Source organism: Leptospira perolatii, assembly GCF_002811875.1.
Classification (GTDB): Bacteria; Spirochaetota; Leptospiria; order Leptospirales; family Leptospiraceae; genus Leptospira_B; species Leptospira_B perolatii.
In genome coordinates this window covers 19,326-38,554 of record NZ_NPDZ01000004.1, presented here as the reverse complement: position 1 = coordinate 38,554, position 19,229 = coordinate 19,326, and the positions used below count along the sequence as shown (strand labels likewise).

At 43.0% G+C, this 19,229-nt stretch carries 11 protein-coding genes; 7 read left to right on the top strand and 4 right to left on the bottom strand.

Annotated features, from left to right (window positions below):
• Positions 1-83: 83 nt before the first annotated feature.
• Complete coding sequence (locus CH373_RS07980) at positions 84-1,712, bottom strand: peroxidase family protein (RefSeq protein ID WP_100714624.1); 1,629 nt, start codon at positions 1,710-1,712, stop codon at positions 84-86.
• A 142-nt stretch (positions 1,713-1,854) separates the two neighbouring features.
• Here CH373_RS07980 and CH373_RS07975 point away from each other — a divergent pair, with 142 nt between their 5' ends.
• Both CH373_RS07975 and CH373_RS07970 read left to right on the top strand, forming a co-directional pair.
• Positions 1,855-3,558 (top strand): EAL domain-containing protein, encoded by a 1,704-nt coding sequence (locus tag CH373_RS07975; RefSeq protein ID WP_100714657.1) that lies wholly within the window; start codon positions 1,855-1,857, stop codon positions 3,556-3,558.
• A 268-nt stretch (positions 3,559-3,826) separates the two neighbouring features.
• Entirely contained in the window at positions 3,827-4,213 is a 387-nt protein-coding gene (locus tag CH373_RS07970) for a response regulator (protein WP_100714625.1), read from the top strand.
• A 54-nt stretch (positions 4,214-4,267) separates the two neighbouring features.
• Here CH373_RS07970 and CH373_RS07965 read toward each other — a convergent pair whose 3' ends face one another.
• The gene (locus tag CH373_RS07965; RefSeq protein WP_100714626.1) at positions 4,268-9,076 is read right to left on the bottom strand and encodes a PAS domain-containing protein; all 4,809 of its coding nucleotides are present in this window, start codon (positions 9,074-9,076) and stop codon (positions 4,268-4,270) included.
• Between the two features lie 21 nt (positions 9,077-9,097).
• Positions 9,098-11,371, bottom strand: a complete 2,274-nt coding sequence (locus tag CH373_RS07960) for an ATP-binding protein (RefSeq protein ID WP_100714627.1) — start codon at positions 11,369-11,371, stop codon at positions 9,098-9,100.
• Positions 11,372-11,782: 411 nt separating this feature from the next.
• Between CH373_RS07960 and CH373_RS07955 the strand changes: the two genes are divergently transcribed.
• Positions 11,783-13,318: an LA_0442/LA_0875 N-terminal domain-containing protein gene (locus CH373_RS07955; protein ID WP_165778805.1), complete on the top strand. Its 1,536-nt coding sequence runs from the start codon at positions 11,783-11,785 to the stop codon at positions 13,316-13,318.
• Between the two features lie 44 nt (positions 13,319-13,362).
• Positions 13,363-15,432: a methyl-accepting chemotaxis protein gene (locus CH373_RS07950; protein WP_100714628.1), complete on the top strand. Its 2,070-nt coding sequence runs from the start codon at positions 13,363-13,365 to the stop codon at positions 15,430-15,432.
• On the opposite strand, the gene CH373_RS07945 is transcribed toward CH373_RS07950, so the two are convergent.
• Positions 15,403-16,539 carry a hypothetical protein gene (locus tag CH373_RS07945; RefSeq protein ID WP_243393313.1) on the bottom strand — a complete coding sequence of 379 codons (1,137 nt, stop codon included), beginning with the start codon at positions 16,537-16,539 and terminating at the stop codon, positions 15,403-15,405. The genes CH373_RS07950 and CH373_RS07945 overlap by 30 nt on opposite strands.
• A 133-nt stretch (positions 16,540-16,672) precedes the next feature.
• On the opposite strand from CH373_RS07945, the gene CH373_RS07940 reads away from it, so the two are divergent.
• Genes CH373_RS07940 through CH373_RS07930 form a run of 3 tightly spaced genes read left to right on the top strand, consistent with a single transcriptional unit; the run spans position 16,673 to position 19,225 of the window.
• Positions 16,673-17,077 carry a hypothetical protein gene (locus tag CH373_RS07940; RefSeq protein WP_243393312.1) on the top strand — a complete coding sequence of 135 codons (405 nt, stop codon included), beginning with the start codon at positions 16,673-16,675 and terminating at the stop codon, positions 17,075-17,077.
• Positions 17,061-18,434, top strand: a complete 1,374-nt coding sequence (locus CH373_RS07935) for a PP2C family protein-serine/threonine phosphatase (protein WP_100714629.1) — start codon at positions 17,061-17,063, stop codon at positions 18,432-18,434. The genes CH373_RS07940 and CH373_RS07935 overlap by 17 nt, the downstream gene beginning before the upstream one ends.
• 8 nt (positions 18,435-18,442) lie before the next feature.
• Complete coding sequence (locus tag CH373_RS07930) at positions 18,443-19,225, top strand: enoyl-CoA hydratase-related protein (protein WP_100714630.1); 783 nt, start codon at positions 18,443-18,445, stop codon at positions 19,223-19,225.
• Positions 19,226-19,229: the final 4 nt, after the last annotated feature.

Sequence of the window (19,229 nt, the reverse complement as noted above, 5' to 3'; positions counted from 1 at the left end):
TCCAGGAAAATTTTTGAGCCGGAAAGTTCCAACTGAAATTCTAATTCTTTTTAGGTCCTCGGATTCTTTGGCGATATCGAATTCTATTCTTTCTGTCCTTGTAGAAACTTCGCGAAGACTGCTTTAAAATCGTTCAGAAATTTTTGCTCATTCAGGGCATATTCCAATACGATCCGTCTTGAATCTTCCGAGGAAAGCAATGCTCGATCCGCATCTAACATCTTTTTTCCACCGTCCTTCAATAGGTCTTTGTAGTAATCATTGTTGAATATATAAGGAGTTTCGGTAAACGATCCGTTCTTGTGCCAGCCCAAAGTATGGGAGCCGAGTAAAGCTACTGTTTCCCTCAGATCGAATCCTAACTTAGAGTAGTAATCTAAGATCTCTTCGAGGTTGGTTGTATCATTCGGCAAGATCATCCTTCTGTTTTCTACCTGAGAATCTTTTCTACCGAAAGAAATCGGAATCTTAGGACCTCCTGCTTTTTCAACAGCGATACAAGCGGAATAGGCAATCAAATCTGACAGAGAAGATGGAGAACTTGCCTCTGCCTTTTTGCCTGAAAAACACTTTTCCCAAAGCTCTACCAATTTTTCTAGCTTTGGTTTTAATCGCTTATTTCTTTCTTCGTTTGCGATAGAAGGAAACCGAATAGAAGCATCTAACCCCAACCATTCATTTTCTGGAGAGAAAATACTCGCAGCATGTGCGCCTAACTGGAGCCAGGTGCCCGTTTCCTGCAAATCGATTAGGTCCCAAATTTTGAACCTTGCAAACTCCATATTTTCTGGAAGCACTCCATCCGCCAAACCGAGGATTTCGTACAACCTATGGTTTCCTTGTTTTCCTTTGAGTTTCGTTTCAAAGGTTCTACCTTTGCGAATACAATTCTTGGCGATATCGAATACTGTTTGCGAAACCAGTAAAGAGCTACCTGCCTTTTTCGTAGTGGATTCTATTCTGCTCGCTGAATTTACCGAATCTCCGATAGCGGTGAAAGACATCTTTAAGGGATGTCCCAACTGTCCTAGAATCGCATTTCCATAATTGATTCCGATCCCGATTTCAAAATCCGTATGAAAGTGTTTTTTTAAATAATGGTTTACCGATCGCAGCTCTTCTTGCATTTCCAACCCGCATTGAATCGCCGCTAAATTTGCTTTTAAGGAATCATCATCTTGTAATCCGAAGATTGCCATTAGACCGTCTCCGATATATTTGTCGATAGCTCCCTCGTATTTGAGGACTTTTTCTCCCATTTGAAAAAAATAACGATTGAGAATGTGAATTACATCATAAGGTAGATGCGATTCCGAAAATGAGGTGAACCTTCTGATGTCGCTGAATAATATGGCCACCGATTTTTCGTTACCGGAAATTTCTTGAGAAAAAGTTCCTGCCAGTGCCAAATCTGAATCGTCGATCACCAGTCTTCTGACATTCACGTCTCCTAGAACTTTACTTTGGCACGCGAGTCGGACTTCCTCAGGAAAACCTTTCCGTTTGGCGAGCAAAGATTCCTGTTCGTTTCGTGGAGAAAGGTGAGAGAGGCCTTCCAAGACGAGCACTCGGCAAGTGGAACAGCGGGCATTTCCCCCGCACGCGTGAACATGCGGAATATTATGCTCGAGAGAGATTTGTAAAAGTGATTTGGGAGGCAGATCTGGGCTCAAATTGAGTTCCAAATCGTTCTCAAATGTGATATGAATCATTCTGCCCTTCCAACTTTGACAGGGATATTGGTCTATTTGGAGGGCAAAAATATAGGAAAGGTAGATTGCATGAAAGTAAATTTTCGTCTAATACCAAGGCTCTCGGATTAAATCGATTATGCTGATGGATAGTACAAAAGCCATGTTATCTACAATTGAGCCTCGATTAAAACCTGTTATATTATGCGTTGATGACGAGCTCATAATCCTTAGAGGATTAAAAGAACAGCTCAAATTGGCCTTTGGTCAAGAATACGTAGTCGAGGCTGCAGACAGTGCCGAACTAGGTTTGTCGATCATAGAAGAATGCAACCATGCGGGAGTTCCAATTGCAGTAACCATTAGTGACCAGGTCATGCCCGGAATCCGTGGAGACGAATTTTTAATCAAAGTACAAAGTACCAATCCGGACACTCGAAAAATCATGCTAACCGGTCAGGCAACCGCGGACGCCGTGGGTAATGCGCTTAACAAAGCGAAATTATATCGCTATTTGGCCAAGCCTTGGGATTCGGCGGACTTAGTACTTACGGTCAGAGAGGCGCTAAGGTCTTTCGAAGCGGATCGGTCTCTGATCGAATTGAACCAAAAGCTCGAATTTGCACTCCTGTATAATAGGGATTCGGGATTACCGAACCTGGAATATCTAAGAAGAAGACTCGAGGAAAACGAAACAAAAGGTGTCGAATCCATTTTGGCATTGGTCCGAATCGAATCCACTTCTCTTACCACAAAGGACTTTGGAGTTTCCTTATATAAGGATCTTCTAAAGAAGTTTCTGACTTCGATGAGTTCGATTCTGAGTAATTATGGCGATATTTTTCATGTCTACGAGGATGAGGTTGCGATTCTTTCCCGAGTCCCAGAGGAAAGATTTTTACCGCATTTGATTGCCTTTAGAATTCTGCTCCGATCCGACTACCTTACTACCGAAGGAATTGCATTCAGGATCAATGCCACGATCGCGACCGCAAAAGGGCACAGAGATTTGTATTACAAGGCCCGTCTGGCTTTGGTAAAAGCAAGCCAACAACCGGGAGAATATTCAGCTTCCGGAATCTATCATTATTCCGAAATGATGGAAGATCAGGATTTATATAAAATTAATATTGATCTAGGAAAAAGGTTAAATAATGCAATTCGGTTGGGGAATATAGTCCCTTATTATCAGGGAATTTTAAACAATACCACGGGAGAGGTGGAGAAGTTCGAGTGCCTAGCTCGGATCGTCGAAAACGGGAACGTTTACACTCCGGCGACTTTTATCTCGCTCGCAAACTCAACGGGATTGTTGAGATTGATTACTCCTTTGCTCTTTGAAAAAGTGCTGCGTAAGTTCGCTGGATCTACTTATTCCTTTTCCATAAACCTCTCCGAGGCAGAGCTAGACAGTGAGAGTTTTCCAAAATGGGTGGCTCACAGGATGGAGCATTATAAGATCAATCCCGCTCAGGTCACTTTTGAAATTTTAGAAACTTCGAGCATAAAAGGGGACGAAAGGCTTAAAGTAATCAGCGGATTGAAAGAAATCGGCTGTGGGATCGCGATTGACGATTTTGGTGTGGAGCATTCTAACTTTTCCAGATTACTGGAGATTCAACCGGACTTTATTAAGATAGATGGGAAGTTTATACAAGCGGTCGAGAGAAATCGAACCGCATTCATACTAACTTCCGCGATCACGGAGCTCGCTCACAGGATTGGAGCCGCGGTCGTCGCAGAATTCGTAAGTACTAGAGAAGTGTTCGAAGTAGTCCGCTCTCTCGGAATTGAATTCTCCCAGGGTTACTTTGTTATGGAACCTTCTCCGGAACTACCGGTTACGCCGATTAAAGTTTTCAAATAGTCCGTTAGCGATCTCTAATGGAAGATTTTAGTAGCCTTGGGATGGGCGTTGGACGGCCGTTCTTCGAAAATAACTGATTTTTTTAATGCGATCGTCGACTGATTTTAGTCAGTTCGGTGGAAGCGGAAAGAGATTGTGGAACAATATTTTCCCGGAAAATGAGTTGCAAGCGACAAGCGAATCGCTATCCTCCACACTTGCTCCGGTTTTGTACAGGATAAATAGTAGATTTTTTGTCGTCTAAATACTGGTAGTATCTGGGGGTAAAGTGGAGAAAGCGATACTCTTCGTCGATGACGAAGCACTGATCTTAATGAGTATGAAATCCCAGGTTAAGCGTCACCTCGGAGATTCATATAGATACGAAACCGCTTTGGATGCGTCCGAGGCGATGCAGATTATCGAAGAATTGGTCTCTGAGGGCGTGAAAATTCTGATCGTAATCTCCGACTGGTTAATGCCAAACATTAAGGGAGACGAATTCCTGCGCCAGGTCCATCAAAGGTATCCGGAAATTCAAAAGATCATCATTACCGGTCACGCAGATATTGCTTCGGTCGAAGCACTGAAAAAGGAAATCAATCTTTATAGCTATCTTAAAAAACCCTGGGACGAAAAGGAACTGGTAACCACTATTACTTCTGCGCTCAACTAGTTTCCGATTTCTTCAAGTTGATTCATTCTGCGGCAAAATCTTAATTCGAAAAATTTATTCTGGGGTCGTAGCGATCGGAATCGATACTCTGAAAGTAGTGGATCCGGGACTAGTGTCGACTTCGATTTTTCCAGAATGTTTTTCTACGATTTTCTTTACGATATCCAGGCCTAGACCGCTGCCTTCTCCTGGCCTTTTCGTAGTAAAGAAAGGCTGAAAGATTTTGTCTTTGATTTCCTTTGGAATTCCCGGGCCGTTGTCATTTACCTCCACAATCACGTAGTCGCCTTGTACAAATGTGCGTATTAAGATTTTTCCTCTAAAGTCCATCGCCTGCAAAGAATTGTAGATCAAGTTGGTCCAAACGTGCAAAAGGTCGTCCGGATAACAGTATATTCTGGGAAGTTCTCCGTATTCTTTAACTACTTCGATTCCTTTCTTGAGTTGATTTTGGTAGATGGTCAGAACTGTTTCTATGTTTTCCGAGATACTCGTAAGTATTTTGGAAGAACTCGTATCGAAGTGGGAAAAGTTTTTCAAAGCATAAAGGATTTTTGAAACTCGATCGACCGCGATTTGAATCGTTCTTGTGTTCTTAAAAAAGAAGGATTCGATCGAAGCATATTCCAACAAAACTTGTGCGTTCTTCTCTAAAAGAAAGAATGAAATATTTTCATTCAGAGATTGGAATCCCATATCCGTCAATGTATCTGCAAATGCATAAGCTGACGTGATTCCCAAAGCTTCTAATGACTTGGTTAATTCTTTTTTGGCATTTCTCTGTTCTATACCAGCGAGCTGCTCCTTGGATTGTCTCGCTTCTCTTAAGAATAACCGGAAGGAATCCACCTGAGAAGGGGGCATGGAACTCAATGTTCTCTGCACCTCTGGCAAGAGAGTTTGGAATCTCAGTAAGCATTCCTGTAAGTTTTGATTCGAGGCTTGGACCGCGCCGATTGGATTATTGATCTCGTGGGCGATCCCTGCGATCAATTGACCAAGAGCCGCCATTTTTTCGGATTGTATCAGTTGTGCTTGCGTTCGTTTGAGGTTTTCCAGTGCCTCCTCTAATTCAGATTTTTGTAATTCGATCAATCGATTTCTTATCGAGATCTCGGAATTGATAACTCTAAGTTCTTCTGCTTCTTGTAGTGCCGAAGTATCTAGGAGGCTGATGGCTGCGATAAATGCGTCTTTTTCGCGGTAAAAGTGGATACTACAAATCGCGGGGAATTCTTTTCCGCTATTTCGGACTGCGTGTATTTCGATATTATCTGCAGTTTCATAAGCTCTGACTCTTGCGTAAACCGTAGCCCAGGAATCGTGAGTAAAAAGATTCTCCGCATATACTCCGTGAATTTCCTTCGCAGAATAGCCGAAAGTGTGCAAGAAGGCGGGATTCGTATCCAAGATCCGTTGCGTTCTTGGATCGATGAAAATGATCGCTTCGTTTGCGAATTTGTAAAAGGTCTGAAATCTGAGCTCGCTAGCTCTAAGTGCCTCTTCGGCAACCTTTCTATCTGTCACATCGGTCACCGTCCCGGCCATTCTAACCGCTTCACCACTTGCATCCCGGTATACTCTACCTTTTCCTTCTAGCCAATGAATGCTACCGTCCGAGTGGAAAATTCTGTGTTCTACATTGTAGTCGTCTGATTTTCCTTCAATCGTATCTTTGATTGTTAAGCGAACCCTTTCGAGATCTTCCGGATGGAGTAGATCCAAATACTCTTCGAAAGTTCCCCCGAATTCGTGAGGTTTTAGTCCGAAAATTGCGGCCGTATTCTCCGACCAAAATACTTCGCCACTATCGATTTTCCAACTCCAAGTACCCATCTTAGCAGCCGTAAGAGCGAGACGCAATCTCTCCTCGGAATCTATCAAGTCCTTTTGAGCTTTGCGTCTTTCCGTGATATCTGCCATGGCCCCAAGCATCCGATACGCCTCTCCAGAGGAGTCAAAAAGAAAGATTCCGCTATCCTCAACGAGCATATAAGAATTTTCTTTTTTAAGAAATCTGTATTCTACGATAAACTGTGATCTAGTGTTGAGAGCAGCGTTCCAGGATTGTTCGACGTGCTCTCTATCATCGGGGTGAATGTAGTTTTCAAGAGTTTGTGCACTCATTGCCTGGAATTCATTCAATGAGTATCCGGTCAATTTTTCAACCGCGCCCGCCCAGGTATATTTTCCTGTCTTGATATTGTAATCGTATACCATTTGTCCGGTTTGTTCTGCGACTCTACGATATCGATCTTCGCTTTCTTTCAAAGCTTTTTCGGATAATAACGAATTCGTAATATCCATGACGGAAAAAACAAGGCTGCTTATTTCACCCTGCGAGTTTTTGATCGGAGAACCGTTGATCGAAAGAAGCTTCCTGGTCCCGCGGTCATCCTCGATTGCGTGTCTTACATCAAAGACCGGTTTTCCTGATGCAAGAACTCTGGTGAAAGGTTGGTCTTCGGGCAACCAAGGACCCCCGTCGATGGATGTGGCCTTCCATTCAGGAGAGTTATACACTCTTTTTCTCAAATCATGAATCCGAACCCCGAGCACTTCTTCTGCGGCGGGATTGGCATACATGATTTCTCCTAGAGGATTCAATACTGTGATCGCGGTGACCGAAGTAGCCATGATTCCGGCTAATAGGTCCCGTTCTATTCTCAGTTCTTCTTCTCTTCTCTTCCTTTCCAACGCATTCGAAAGCATTTCTCCGATTGCCCGTAAGTAAGCTCTCTCGAAATCCCCGAATTCCTGCATTAGATCCGATTTTTCAAGTTCGCTTAACAAAGTAATATTACCTAGTATTTCTCCTCCTAAACCCAAAGGGAAAGTGATCAGGGTTTTGGAGTGATTTTGGTCCATAAAGTCGGAAAGTGTTTTTTCTTCCGACACGAGTTTATCCATTCTTCCTAATAGGAGCAATTCTCCGGCAAAAATTCTAGAGAGAATCGGATGATTGATTTCTAACGGGGCAAGTTTGCCTAGAATGGAGACTCGATTTTTTACATTCGGATCAATGTATTCGAAGGCTACCTTGCTGGTATTCTGTTCGTAATTATACAAGAGCAGAAATACCCTTTGCATCGAATAAAAACCGCCGAGCTTTTGGAGAGTTGCATTTACTGCATCTCCGATTTCTTGGCCTGGAAGATTGATTAGTTCGGTAGAAATTGATGTTGCGAGAGCCTCTACTTTTCTCTTTCTTGCATCGAGCTTCTCAGCTATCCTCTGTTCGGTGACATCTTGGATGGTTCCTGTGAGCTTGATCGGGGAGCCGGTAATATCTCGGATGAACTCGTTTCTATTTAGAAGAATTTTTTCCTTTCCGTTTCCGTTGATGATTCTGTATTCTAAATCTTCTGCGACTCCGGTTTCTAGGGATTTCCGAAAATAGTTCTCGACCTTTTCCCTATCTGCACGGTGAACTTTTTCGATTTGATAAGGAAATGTGTCGGTTTCTGTTTCTAAAATTTCTTTTAATACATCGGAAAGGGTTACCTTTTTAGTGGTTAGGTCGTATTCCCAAGAACCGATTTTTGCGATCTTTTGTGCTCGGTCTAAAAAGAGCTTTGTTTCTCTCAGTTCTTCTTCGATTTTCTTTTGCTCTGAAATATCGATATGAAGCCCAATCATTCGTTTCGGCTGGCCTCTCATAGTCCATTCCACTATGGTTCCGCGAGTGATTAGCCATTTGTATGAATCATCCTTGCATCTCAATCTAAATGTAGCTTCGAACTGATCCGATCGACCACTGAGATAATCGGACCAAGCTTTGACAACTCTGTCCCTATCGTCCGGGTGTAGACTTTTAACCCAGAATTCATACGTTAGTTTTACTTCTCCGGTACGATAACCGAGCATCAACAACCAGTTCTCATCGACTGTGTATTGTTTGGTGGCGACGGACCAATCCCAGAGTCCGAGCTTTGCGCTTTGAATTGCTAGATTTAGACTTTCTTTATTATCTCTTAATTGTTGTTCGGCCTCTTTTGCTTCGCTAATATCAAGGTGAATGCCTAAAGCTCTTAGAGGTTTTCCATTGCTATCCTTTTCGATTACTTTTCCGCGAGACCGAATCCATTTCCAGGATCCGTCTTTGCATAGCATCCTAAAATCCGTATCAAATATTTCTGATATTCCTTCGAGATGTTCGTTTAATAATTTGAGAGTGTGAGCAAGATCATCCGGGTGAACGCGGGATTTCCAAAATTCGAAATTCTTTTCCACTTCGGCCAAGGTTAAACCGAGAAGACTCGCCCATCTTTCATTTGGAAAATATTTGTTCGAAATTATATCCCAGTCCCAGAGACCGAGGTCCGCACCTTCGATAACAAGATTAAATCTTTCTTGACTCCTTTGAATTTCCTTCTCCGCCTCTATCTTCGAACGAAGGTCTTTTAAATTTCCTCGGACTAAAGGAGGATTTCCTGGAATTAGAACTAATTGAATCTCGCATGGCCTTGATTCACCAGAAGAATGAAGGTGCTCCCAAAAGAAAGTCGGAGTTTCGCCATGAACGGCTTGCATGATCTTTTCGATCGCTGATTCTGGGGAAGGTCTTCCATCCGGTTGAAATGGAGGTGAGAGTTGGGCCGGACCTATGCGCAGTAATTCCTGCCTGGATAAACCAAAAAGCTGCTCCGCTGGTTTGTTGACTTCGGTGAAAATCCCTGTTGCGGGATTCACGATACAAAGTGCATCAGGAGCATAATCTAGGAGAACTCTTAAGTATCCTGCTTCCGATTGAGAACCTTGAGTCTTTAATTGTTCCTCTAACTCTAGAATACGATTCTTGGCCTTGCGGAGCTCATCCTCCGGGTGATTATTAGGACTAGATTGTTTCGATCCGAAATTCATAATAGGGCCGACCGCTTACGCTTAACTTGCGTCTTCCAAAGGCTGTTCCTTTTGGACAAAAGGTAGGAACACTCTAAAAATAGTTTTTCCGGGCTTGCTGGACCACTCGATTCTTCCACCGTATTTTGCTACGATTCTTTTCACAATGTCCAGACCTAGGCCGCTTCCTTCTCCTTCTTGCTTGGTTGTAAAGAAAGGGTCGAAAATCTTATCACCGATCTCTTCGGGTATTCCGGGGCCATCATCCTCTATTTCTACGACTGCCTCGTCCCCCTTTCGAAACAGTCGAAGATACAACTTTCCTTGAAAATTTATCGCCTGAAGTGCGTTCAGGACTAGATGCGTCCAGACTTGAACGATATCTTCCCTTACACATCTGACTGGAGGAATTTCGTCAAAAGAACGAATGATTACTACGCCTCTTCTGATATAGTGTTGATAGACGGTCAGAACCGTATCCAAGGTCTCTTCCATAGAGATGTCTTTGAGAGAGTCTTTTCCTCCACCTTCAGAATAGCTTCTGAGTGCGAATAGAATTTTGGAAACTCGGTCTACAGAAGTTCGGATCGTGTCCGAATTCCTAAAGTATAACTCTTCCAAGTAGGTGTATTCCAGAAGAGTGTTCCATTCCGAGAGTAAAAATAGGGGCCTGTATTCATCAGTGAGTTCTGTAAACCCCATATCTGCAAGAGTGTCTGCGACCGGGTCTGGCGGTTCAACTCCCCAGCTTTGTAGAGTTTCTGAAAGTCTCTTCCTTCTCCTTCTGGCTTCCATTCCTGCGATCTCTGATTCTCCAGATTTGCAAGCTTCCATAAATTGCAGATAGAGGATCCGAATTTCGGAAGAAACATTCGATAAAATTTGATGTACCTTCGGAAGAAGTGCTCGGATTCTAGGAACGCAGTCTTGAAGAGTTTGGTTAGAGGCTTTAATCGCGCCCAACGGATTGTTTAATTCGTGACTCAATCCAGCAGAAAGTTGGCCGAGGATGGCCATTCTTTCGGACTGCAATAATTGTCCCTGTGCTTTCCGCAAGTTTTCGAGTGCAGCTTCCAGTTCTTTTTTTTGGAATTCGATGAGTTCGTTTCTTCTCTTGATCTCCTGGCTTTCTCTCAATGCTGCCTGTGTTCTGATCCTTTCCTCCATATGCCTGGACAAATTATCCCTCATTTTGTCCATCGCCGAGAGTAGTGCTCCTATTTCGTCCCTTCTTGGATATTCTGCTCGCGCTTGTAAATTTCCGCCGGCGATCTCTCCGGAATACTCCATGGCCTGCGATAATCCTCTTAATACGTACCGATCAAAAGAGAACCTAAGAGTGAATAGTATGATTCCCAGAATACCAAATGTAGATATGAGGGAGACGGCCCAAATATATATTAAATCTTCATAATATAATGAATTTGGTATAGAGGCCCTGATCGCCCAGGGTTTTTCCGAATTTCCCCAATAAATTGGATAATAGAAATGCGTATAGCTCGCATCGTTTTCGATAAATGGCTCAGCCAGATAAATTTTTTGAGTGATTCTCTGCCTTTCTGCTTCTGCTTCGATTTTTTGCCCGACTGTTTCAGGAGAAAGTCCGTTCGCGGCAAATACTCCATCGGGTGAAAGGAAGGCGAGATATCCTGTGCCCCGAAATGGCCGAATGCTACCGATCACTACCTGCATTTTATCGATCGTAATATCTACTCCGACGACTCCGGCAAACCTAGAGTTTCGAATGATCGGCTCCACAAGTGAAACCATGAGTATGTATCTTTTGGAAACAAGATAGGTGGTAGGTTCAGTCAAGAATTCACGTTTCTGTTTTTTGGGAACAGAGTAGTAGTAGCCGATCGGACCTTCGTCTTCATAGTTTACGCAGTTTTCAAAGGTAAGTTCTGTTTCGCTGTTGGCTCGGTTGATATAAGGGATAAATCTTCCAGTATGGTCGTGGCCTTTGGCAAACCGATATTGCTCGTCCAAGCCGTCGAAAGCCTGAGGTTCAAAGACAGCCCATGCACCGAAGTAGCCTGGTTGCCTGGATAAAAATCCCCTCAATGAATTAATGATCTGAGCTCTAGTCGGTCTGGTTTCCTCCAGAACTGAGCGATAACCTCTTACCGCCCCGAGTCCGATATTTAGGAATTCGGAGATCTCTCTTGTATACTTTTCCGAGGCAAGTCTAGATCCTGCTTCGGCTTCTTTTCGCAATTTTTGATAAGCGATATACGAATTTACCGTAGTTACTAGGATCGAACCGACGATCAAAAGAAGAGACAAAATAATAGATACACGAGTTCTTACGCTCATTTGCGAGATTTGCCCTAAACCCTTGGTCCAAAACCTTTGTGACGGGAAAGTTTCGCGTTTCCGATCTTCGCTTTTAGCATAAGTGTAGGAACTTGGAAGAAATTTTAGACGGCCGCCAAAACCTAACCCATCCGATGCGATCAGTCAAACGAATCACTATCCTATCATTAAAATACTTGCCCTAAATCACAGAACAGTGAGGAATCTCTCTTTTTCTCGGAGTAGGAAGGAAAAACCTTAAAAACAGCCGTCCACTTAGGGAAATCCTTCTGGTCCGAAGAGCTTTGCACACTGTTTTGGAGGCGTTCAAGGTCCGTGCTCTATCAACGTAGTTTCACAACTAGGAGTAAAAAGCGTATGATCGAACGTACGTTAGATTTATCCTTTGGTAAGCCGAATTGGCTTAAGTGTATCTTCTTTCTACTCTTATTGAACTCGGCTTTTCCTCTGGAAGCGATCGACTATGTCCGCTTAAAAAACGGATCAATCGTCCGGGGAAAAATTGCGTACGAAGATGATGAAAAAGTACTAATCGCAGAAAATGAAGACTTTGTGCGCTATATAGATAAGGCGAACATTGCCCAAGTCAGTTACGAAAAAGGAAAGCTCAGTTCTTCTAGCTCAGGGCAAGATAAAAAATCGCAGGCCGGTGGTCCGGATCCTGTGGTACCAAATGCTCCCGAGGACATAGATCCGAAAAGTTACGGACCTAGCGGGCACGGAGCGTCGTTGCAGGGCGATACTACGATAGATGTTGTGCACGAGATAGTGAGCGACTTTATCTGGAGAGGGTTAAGCTTTTCCGGCGAGTACGCGAATCGTAGAAGAAACGAAAAGTATCCTGCCTTCACCTTTGTGCCCTCTTATCAACCGACGATTACATTCAATACTCCACTGAAAGGATTTCAGGTACAGTTTTGGGGAAACTTTCAACTAACAGAAAGAAACGATAGAGATGCCGATGGACGATTTCAATTATATCCAGGTGGAGCAGGACCTGCATATTTAGGACAAGGAACTGCTGGGTCTTTGAGTCCTTTTTCTGCGCCGTCTCCCGATACTCTAAACCAGGCCTGTCCATTTGATACTCAGAATAATTTACTGAGCGGTGTGGCCAAAACTGGACCGACTTGCGGAGGACAAGTTCCGGGTTTCAAAAATGAGCAAAACGGAATGAAAAGATCTGACGGACTTTTCTATGCATTCTATTACAGTTTTGAAAAAACGAGATGGGGAACCTTTACGGCAGGGATGTGGTTTTATAATACTTTCCAAAAGACCACTGCATACATCTCTCCTCCTTTAGGAGGTTTTAATGCACTCGCTGCTCAGGGGGTTCCCGGTGCAAACAATACCTCGACGCAAATCACACGGTTGGCCTGGCAAGAATATTACTTTTTTTGGAAGCTTCCAATATTAGAATATATCAATCCTACGATATCGTTTTATACTCAGTTTTCCCAGGAGAATTCCGGATTGATGGCCGGTAAGAATTATTTATCCTTAACCATGAATCATGAATTTTTTCAAGGGAAGTTTTTTCGCATTCAACCTCAGGTTAATATCGGTTATGCGATGTCGAACAATATCGTGGACAACCGAAATGGGGTGCAGGATATTACCAGCACGATCACTTTCTCCTTCGGAAAATTTTTCGTGAAAGCTGCCGATGTTTATCGCCCCAATATATATTTGTACGATACTGACAACTATTACGGAGCTACAGGAGGCTATGTGAACCGAAGTCACGACGACGGAAAAATAGTGAATCCGGGCAAAGTAAACGGTCCTATCAATCAATTGATTCTTGATTACATTGCCGGAAGTAGTTCAATTGGTGATCCTGGAGACGGCTCGGTTCGACAGGCATTGAGAGAATCCTATCTTCTGCAAAAGATTCCAGCACACCTCGTCTATTTTGCGATAGGATTTACACACGGTTTCTAATGAAATCGAAATGAACAAAAAAAGATTAAACGGGAAACAAAAGCATGAGCATAAGATTGCGGATATCAGTTTATTTATCAGTCGTACTAATCGCCGGATCCGTACTTTTAGCGATCATCAGTTCTATATCCTCCTACTTTAACCTTAAGGAGCAGGTGCAAATCAGCTCCAAAATGGCGGGAGAAAGATACACTTACGAAATCACCGACTTTTTGAATCTAGCGCTGGGCTCTCTCAAAGGATTCGAATTCTTTTTAGAAGAATCGAAACCAAGTCGTGCCGAAACAGTCCAGGCTTTAAAGAATCTTGCAAAAGCAAACGATCACTATTTCGGAACTTGGGTCGTATTTGAACAGAATGCATTTGATGGAAAAGATGCAGCATACAGAAACCAAGCTCCTTATCATGACTCGACCGGAAGATTTATACCTTATGCGAATAAAGCAAAAGGAACAATCAATGTCGAGCCTGTGATTTATTACGACAAGACGGATGAGTCTGGAAATTTTTATTCGATTCCGAAAAAAACCGGAAAGGATTACATCGCTGATCCATTTAGTTATCCGGTCGGCGGAAAGAACGTGCTGATGATCTCGATGGTAAAACCCGTGTTCCGGAGCGGCGCTGTCGCAGGTGTGGTGGGAATCGATATCGCGATGGAGAACCTACAAGAACTTTTGGGTGCCATACGTCCCTTCCGTTCCAAAGGCTATCTTACATTAGTTTCTCCTAATGGATTGTACGCGGCCAACGGCTTCGATTCCAGTCTTGTCGGAAAAGAAATACCGGACCCGAAATTGAAAACTGAGATTCTGGAAGGAATCGGAAAAGGGGCACCCTTTACGACCAAGTCCGGCGGAAATACTCACTATTTTTATCCTTTTCGCCTAGGAGATTATGAAAGGCACTGGGCCCTCGAGGTTTCTATTCCGAATTCGATTTTTTGGGAAGATTTACGAAGCATATTGCTGCAAACGGTTCTTTCCTCCTTCATTATCATGGCGATTATATTAATTTTATTGAATATTATATTCAATCGATTGATCACCGGCGGACTACTGGAGGCGACGGCAGTTTCAGAAAAGATCGCAGAAGGTGATCTGACTGCGGCCGTGGAAAATTCCAGAGAGGATGAGATCGGAAAGCTGCTGCAATCCATGGTGGTCATGAAGCAAAATCTGGCGAAGATCATACTCGAGATCAAATCTTCTTCACGAAATCTGAATGCTACTTCGGATAAAATGGCAGAGTCGTCCAGAAATTTCTCCGATGTCGCTCAAGCCCAGGCTTCTGCAGCTGAAGAATCTTCGGCAGCAGTCGAAGAGCTCGCTGCGTCGGCAGAGAACGTGCGTAAGTCGATGGAAAAAGCTATCGAGAATATGAAGGAAATAGATACTAACGTTATTGTACTCCGGGAGCAGATCAGCAATATTAACTCAGAAATGCAGACACTGTCTCAGGTTGCTAGCGAGTCCCAGCAGAGAGCAATTACAGGGGAAAATGCGATGGGCGCTACAAACAAGGCGATGGACGAAATTGGAGAAAGCGCCTCCAGGATCAACGAGATCCTGTCCATCATCACTGATATATCAGAAAAAACGAATTTACTCGCTTTGAACGCTGCGATAGAGGCTGCGCGAGCCGGTGAAGCAGGAAAAGGTTTCGCCGTAGTGGCCGAGGAAATCTCCAAGTTGGCTTCGCAGACTTCTTCTTCAGTTTCCGAGATCGGCGAACTCGTCGAATCTACAAACGAAGCAGTGCATAACGGAAATACAAAAGTAAGGGAGGCCACCGAGATTCTAAGAAAACTTCGCTCTTCGGTGGATTCCTTCGGTCAATCGGCAAAGAAGGTCCTCGATTCGGTTCGTACACAGGAAAAGAATACGCAGGATATCCATCAATCCGCAAATTTCTTAATGAACTTTAGCCTTCAGATCGAAGAAGCGGTCCAAGAACAGAAACGGGCTACAGATGAAATTACGAAAACGATAGTCTCGATTTCGGACGGTACTCAGGAAGTGGCTGCCGGTGCGGACGACCTTACTTCTTATTCGGGAGATATGCACGAACAGTCCGATGCACTGTTAAAGTCCGTAGATCGGTTCAAGATTTAGAATTTTTTCTATCATCTTTCTTTGTTTTTCCAAAGAGGGTTTTCGGATGCCGTTTGTACTTTGATAAACGACTTTATTATTTCTGAATATTTTTAGATCCCATGGCCTGGAATCTAAGATGACATGTACATAGGAGACAAAGGATTCGGCAAAGAAATCGTCCGCGTTGGTTGCAGAATATAAAGTTGGGAATTGCGAAGATTCCAAAGCAGGATAGATTTTTTTCCAATTCTCGTCTAGGGAAATCGAATTCGTATAAAATTTGATTTGGGATCGAATGGAAAAATCCGAAGATTCGGAGACAAGTTCCTTTTCTGTGGACCAAATTCCTTCGTAAAATGGAAAATGAAAGAAAGATCGATTCTCGCTCCGAAAATCGGGTACTATCTTGTAGGTTGAAGAAATGATATGGCCCAATTCATGAAGGAAAATGTAACGAAGTGCGTTGCTCTTTGTGTCATTTTTCCCCTTTTCGATTCTAATTTGAATTTTAGTTTTTCCTAATGCAAACGGAGAATTTTCCTTATACGAAATCCACTCGTTCGCAGATCGACTTAACACGTTCGAATCGAAAAGGATAAATCCTCCTACAGGCTGATTCTTGTCGTAAATAAATCCAGAGAGCGCAGTCCCGCCTAAATTCTCACAGACGTAGATCCGAAATAGCTGCTTCTTGGCAAGGCTTAGTACTGTAGGCGGAAGTGAATCTTCCACCTCTTGGATATCCTTCACAAAATCGTCCAGGTTTTTGGAGGGGGTAGGGACATCTTCGAATCCGTCGATCTCGTTCATCTCTTTTACAAAGTCCGACGCAATCTCATCCAAGTTAAAAACTCTGTTTTTTAAAGGTGCATCTTTGTCAAAAAGACCGTAGGATTCTCGGCGGGTAATCTCGGATTTAGAGAATAATCCTGAATATGGGTTACTTTCGGAAGTTTTCGTTTTACATTGCGGAAGAGCTAAAAATAAGATCGATAGAAAAAGGAAAATCCGCAGAAATTTGAAAGTAACATGGATTTTATAAACCGAGCTATTTTTTCTCTGGACTTTCAATGAGGCAATAACTTTGGCCAAGAGATGGAAGTGCTTATGTTTCTTTTCCGCCATATAAAATCCGGGTTTCTGTATAGAATCTTTCGAAAAATAGAAAAGAATTTTTCGGCTTCTAAAAACAAAACAGAAACAATTTGATGAATGATTTGCTTTCTATGCTGTGACTGTAAGATTTGGGTCTACCGTTATGAAACAGAGGGATTTTCCAGAGCTTCGGGCTTCCCAAAACTTCCGGTTCCTATGTATACTGATCGGAAGCCTTGCGATTGGCGGAACCGATTCGCTAAATTCCGATGTAACAAATCCCTGGAAATTGCCCATCGATGAGAGGATCATCAACCGGAAGCATGTATCCCAAATCGTTTTGGAAACCAGGCCAAACGAATTTCGCGTTACCTTACTCCTGAATGAAAGATTTCCGTACAATTATAAATCGAAGTCTTTTCCTTATTTTATCCGGGTGAAAACTGCAAAGGAAGGTTTGGAACTGGCGGAAAAATTGGACCAGTATTTAGAATCTGGATGGAATCTAAAGATACGCGCGAATGGATCCGAGATTATCCAATATATAATGAATGAAAAAATCCAGTAGTATCACGAATGGCATTCTAAATCCCTGGACCTTTTTCGAAAGGGAGTTTAATTATAGGGAAGCCAGTGTTTGGAGGGATTTGGTTAGAATCGATCAATCCTTTATTAGGCTTGCATTTTTATTACATTTCTTCATCTATTTTCTGCTTTTTGTACCCGAAGTTCGGGGATCTACCCATGGATATTTATATCTGGGAGCCATTCTTTCTATCAATTTCATGGGCCTGATGCTTTCCTTTCAGAGAAAGCATCTATCTCTCGTAATTCACGGTTCGAATTCTATTATAATATTCTTAATTATGCTTTTGCTATACGAGGCTTTTTATGGCCTAACGGATTGGGAAAGCATCCAGGTTTACAATAACTATTTTCTTTTAGTCGGGTTTCTGGTACTCTTTCAGATGTTTCGCTTACGCAACAAGGGATGTCTGGTTACCGGGATTTATGCAATCGTACTGCATATAATTTTTGTGGCGATAAAGCTGAAGGGTCTGAATTTCGGCTTCCTTCCTATCGTTCTATTAGTTCCAGATGCGGTTTATTTGATCCTAACTTTGATCGGCACCGCGATTGTAGTCATCGTAAAAAGATTGGTTCGCTTATCAACCGAGTTGGATGCTGAATACAAGTTCTTGCAACACGAGCTTCAGATCGCCAGAAAAGTGCAGGAGACCTTGTTTCCGGAAGAGATCAGTATCCGTGGATTTCATTACGAAATCTATAGAGCTACTCCCAACGAAATCGGAGGGGATTTTTTCGATTTCGTGCAGCTTCGAGAGGGAAATACCGGAGTTTTTCTCACGGACATAGCGGGTCACGGGATCGCTTCAGCATTGGTTGCTTCGTTTATCAAAATCATGGTCGCGACCATGCCTTATCGATTAAAACTGCACCCGGTTCGTTTATTAGAATATATTGATGAAACTTTGTTGAGGCAGTTTAAATCGCATCATGCCTCTGCGATTTATATCTTTTTCGACTTCATTTCCAAAGAAATTCATTTTGCAAACGCAGGCCATCCCTATCTCGTGCACGCGCTCGCGGGTCAGGAATTCCGAGAAATAGAAACCGGAGGAAGCATACTCGGTTTTGGAATTAAAAAGCCCATCGCAGAATTGGTATCTCTTCCGATCCGGACTGCAGAAAGATTTTTTCTCTATACAGACGGTTTGATAGAGAACCGCAACTTTTACGGAAAACAGCTTGGTACGGAAGGCTTATTGGAAATATTGAACCGGAACAGGCATCACAAAGCGCTCAAGGCGTTTAAGGAAGGAATTCACGCGGACTTTTCCAGATTCTTTGGAGATGTAGAATTCGAAGATGATACCCTGTTCCTTATCATCGAAATGGAGTAATTTATCAAATGAGCGAAGCGATAACAATCATCAAAAAGGAAGGAGGTCTTGCAATACTAGAGATTAACCGACCTTCCGCATTGAATGCGTTAAATGAAGAGTTGCTCAAACAACTGCACCAAGACTTAGGCTCTCTCGAAAAGGACGGCCAAACTCGAGTACTGATCATCACCGGACAAGGGAAAGCATTCGTAGCCGGCGCAGACATCGCTAAGATGAAAGACTTAGGCGCAAGCGAAGCTGAGAAATTTTCCGCAATGGGCCAAGGCGTATTTGATGCAATCCAAGCCAGCTCAATTGTTTCTATCGCCGCGATCAATGGATTTGCATTAGGCGGAGGACTCGAGTTAGCTCTTGCATGTGATATTCGCATCGGTTCAGAAAAAGCAAAGCTAGGATTGCCGGAAGTATCGTTGGGTTTGATTCCAGGATTTGGAGGAACTCAAAGATTAGCCAGATTAATCGGTTACGGTTTAGCCGCAGAGCTGGTTTTCAGCGGAGATATGATTGGCGCATCGGATGCACATCGCATTGGACTATTGAATCGAGTTGTCAAAGAAGGCGAAGACCTAATCGGAGTCTGCAAACAATTAGCGGAATCGATTTTGAAAAAGGGACCCGAAGCGGTTCGACTCGCCAAGAAAATCATTCTAGAAGGATTGGAAACAAACTTATCCAAAGGACAAGTTTTGGAACAGAAGGCATTCGGGAGCGTATTTGCCGGAAAAGAATCCAAAGAGGGGATGGGCGCGTTTTTGGAAAAGAGAACTCCGAACTTTTCCAAAGAATAATTTT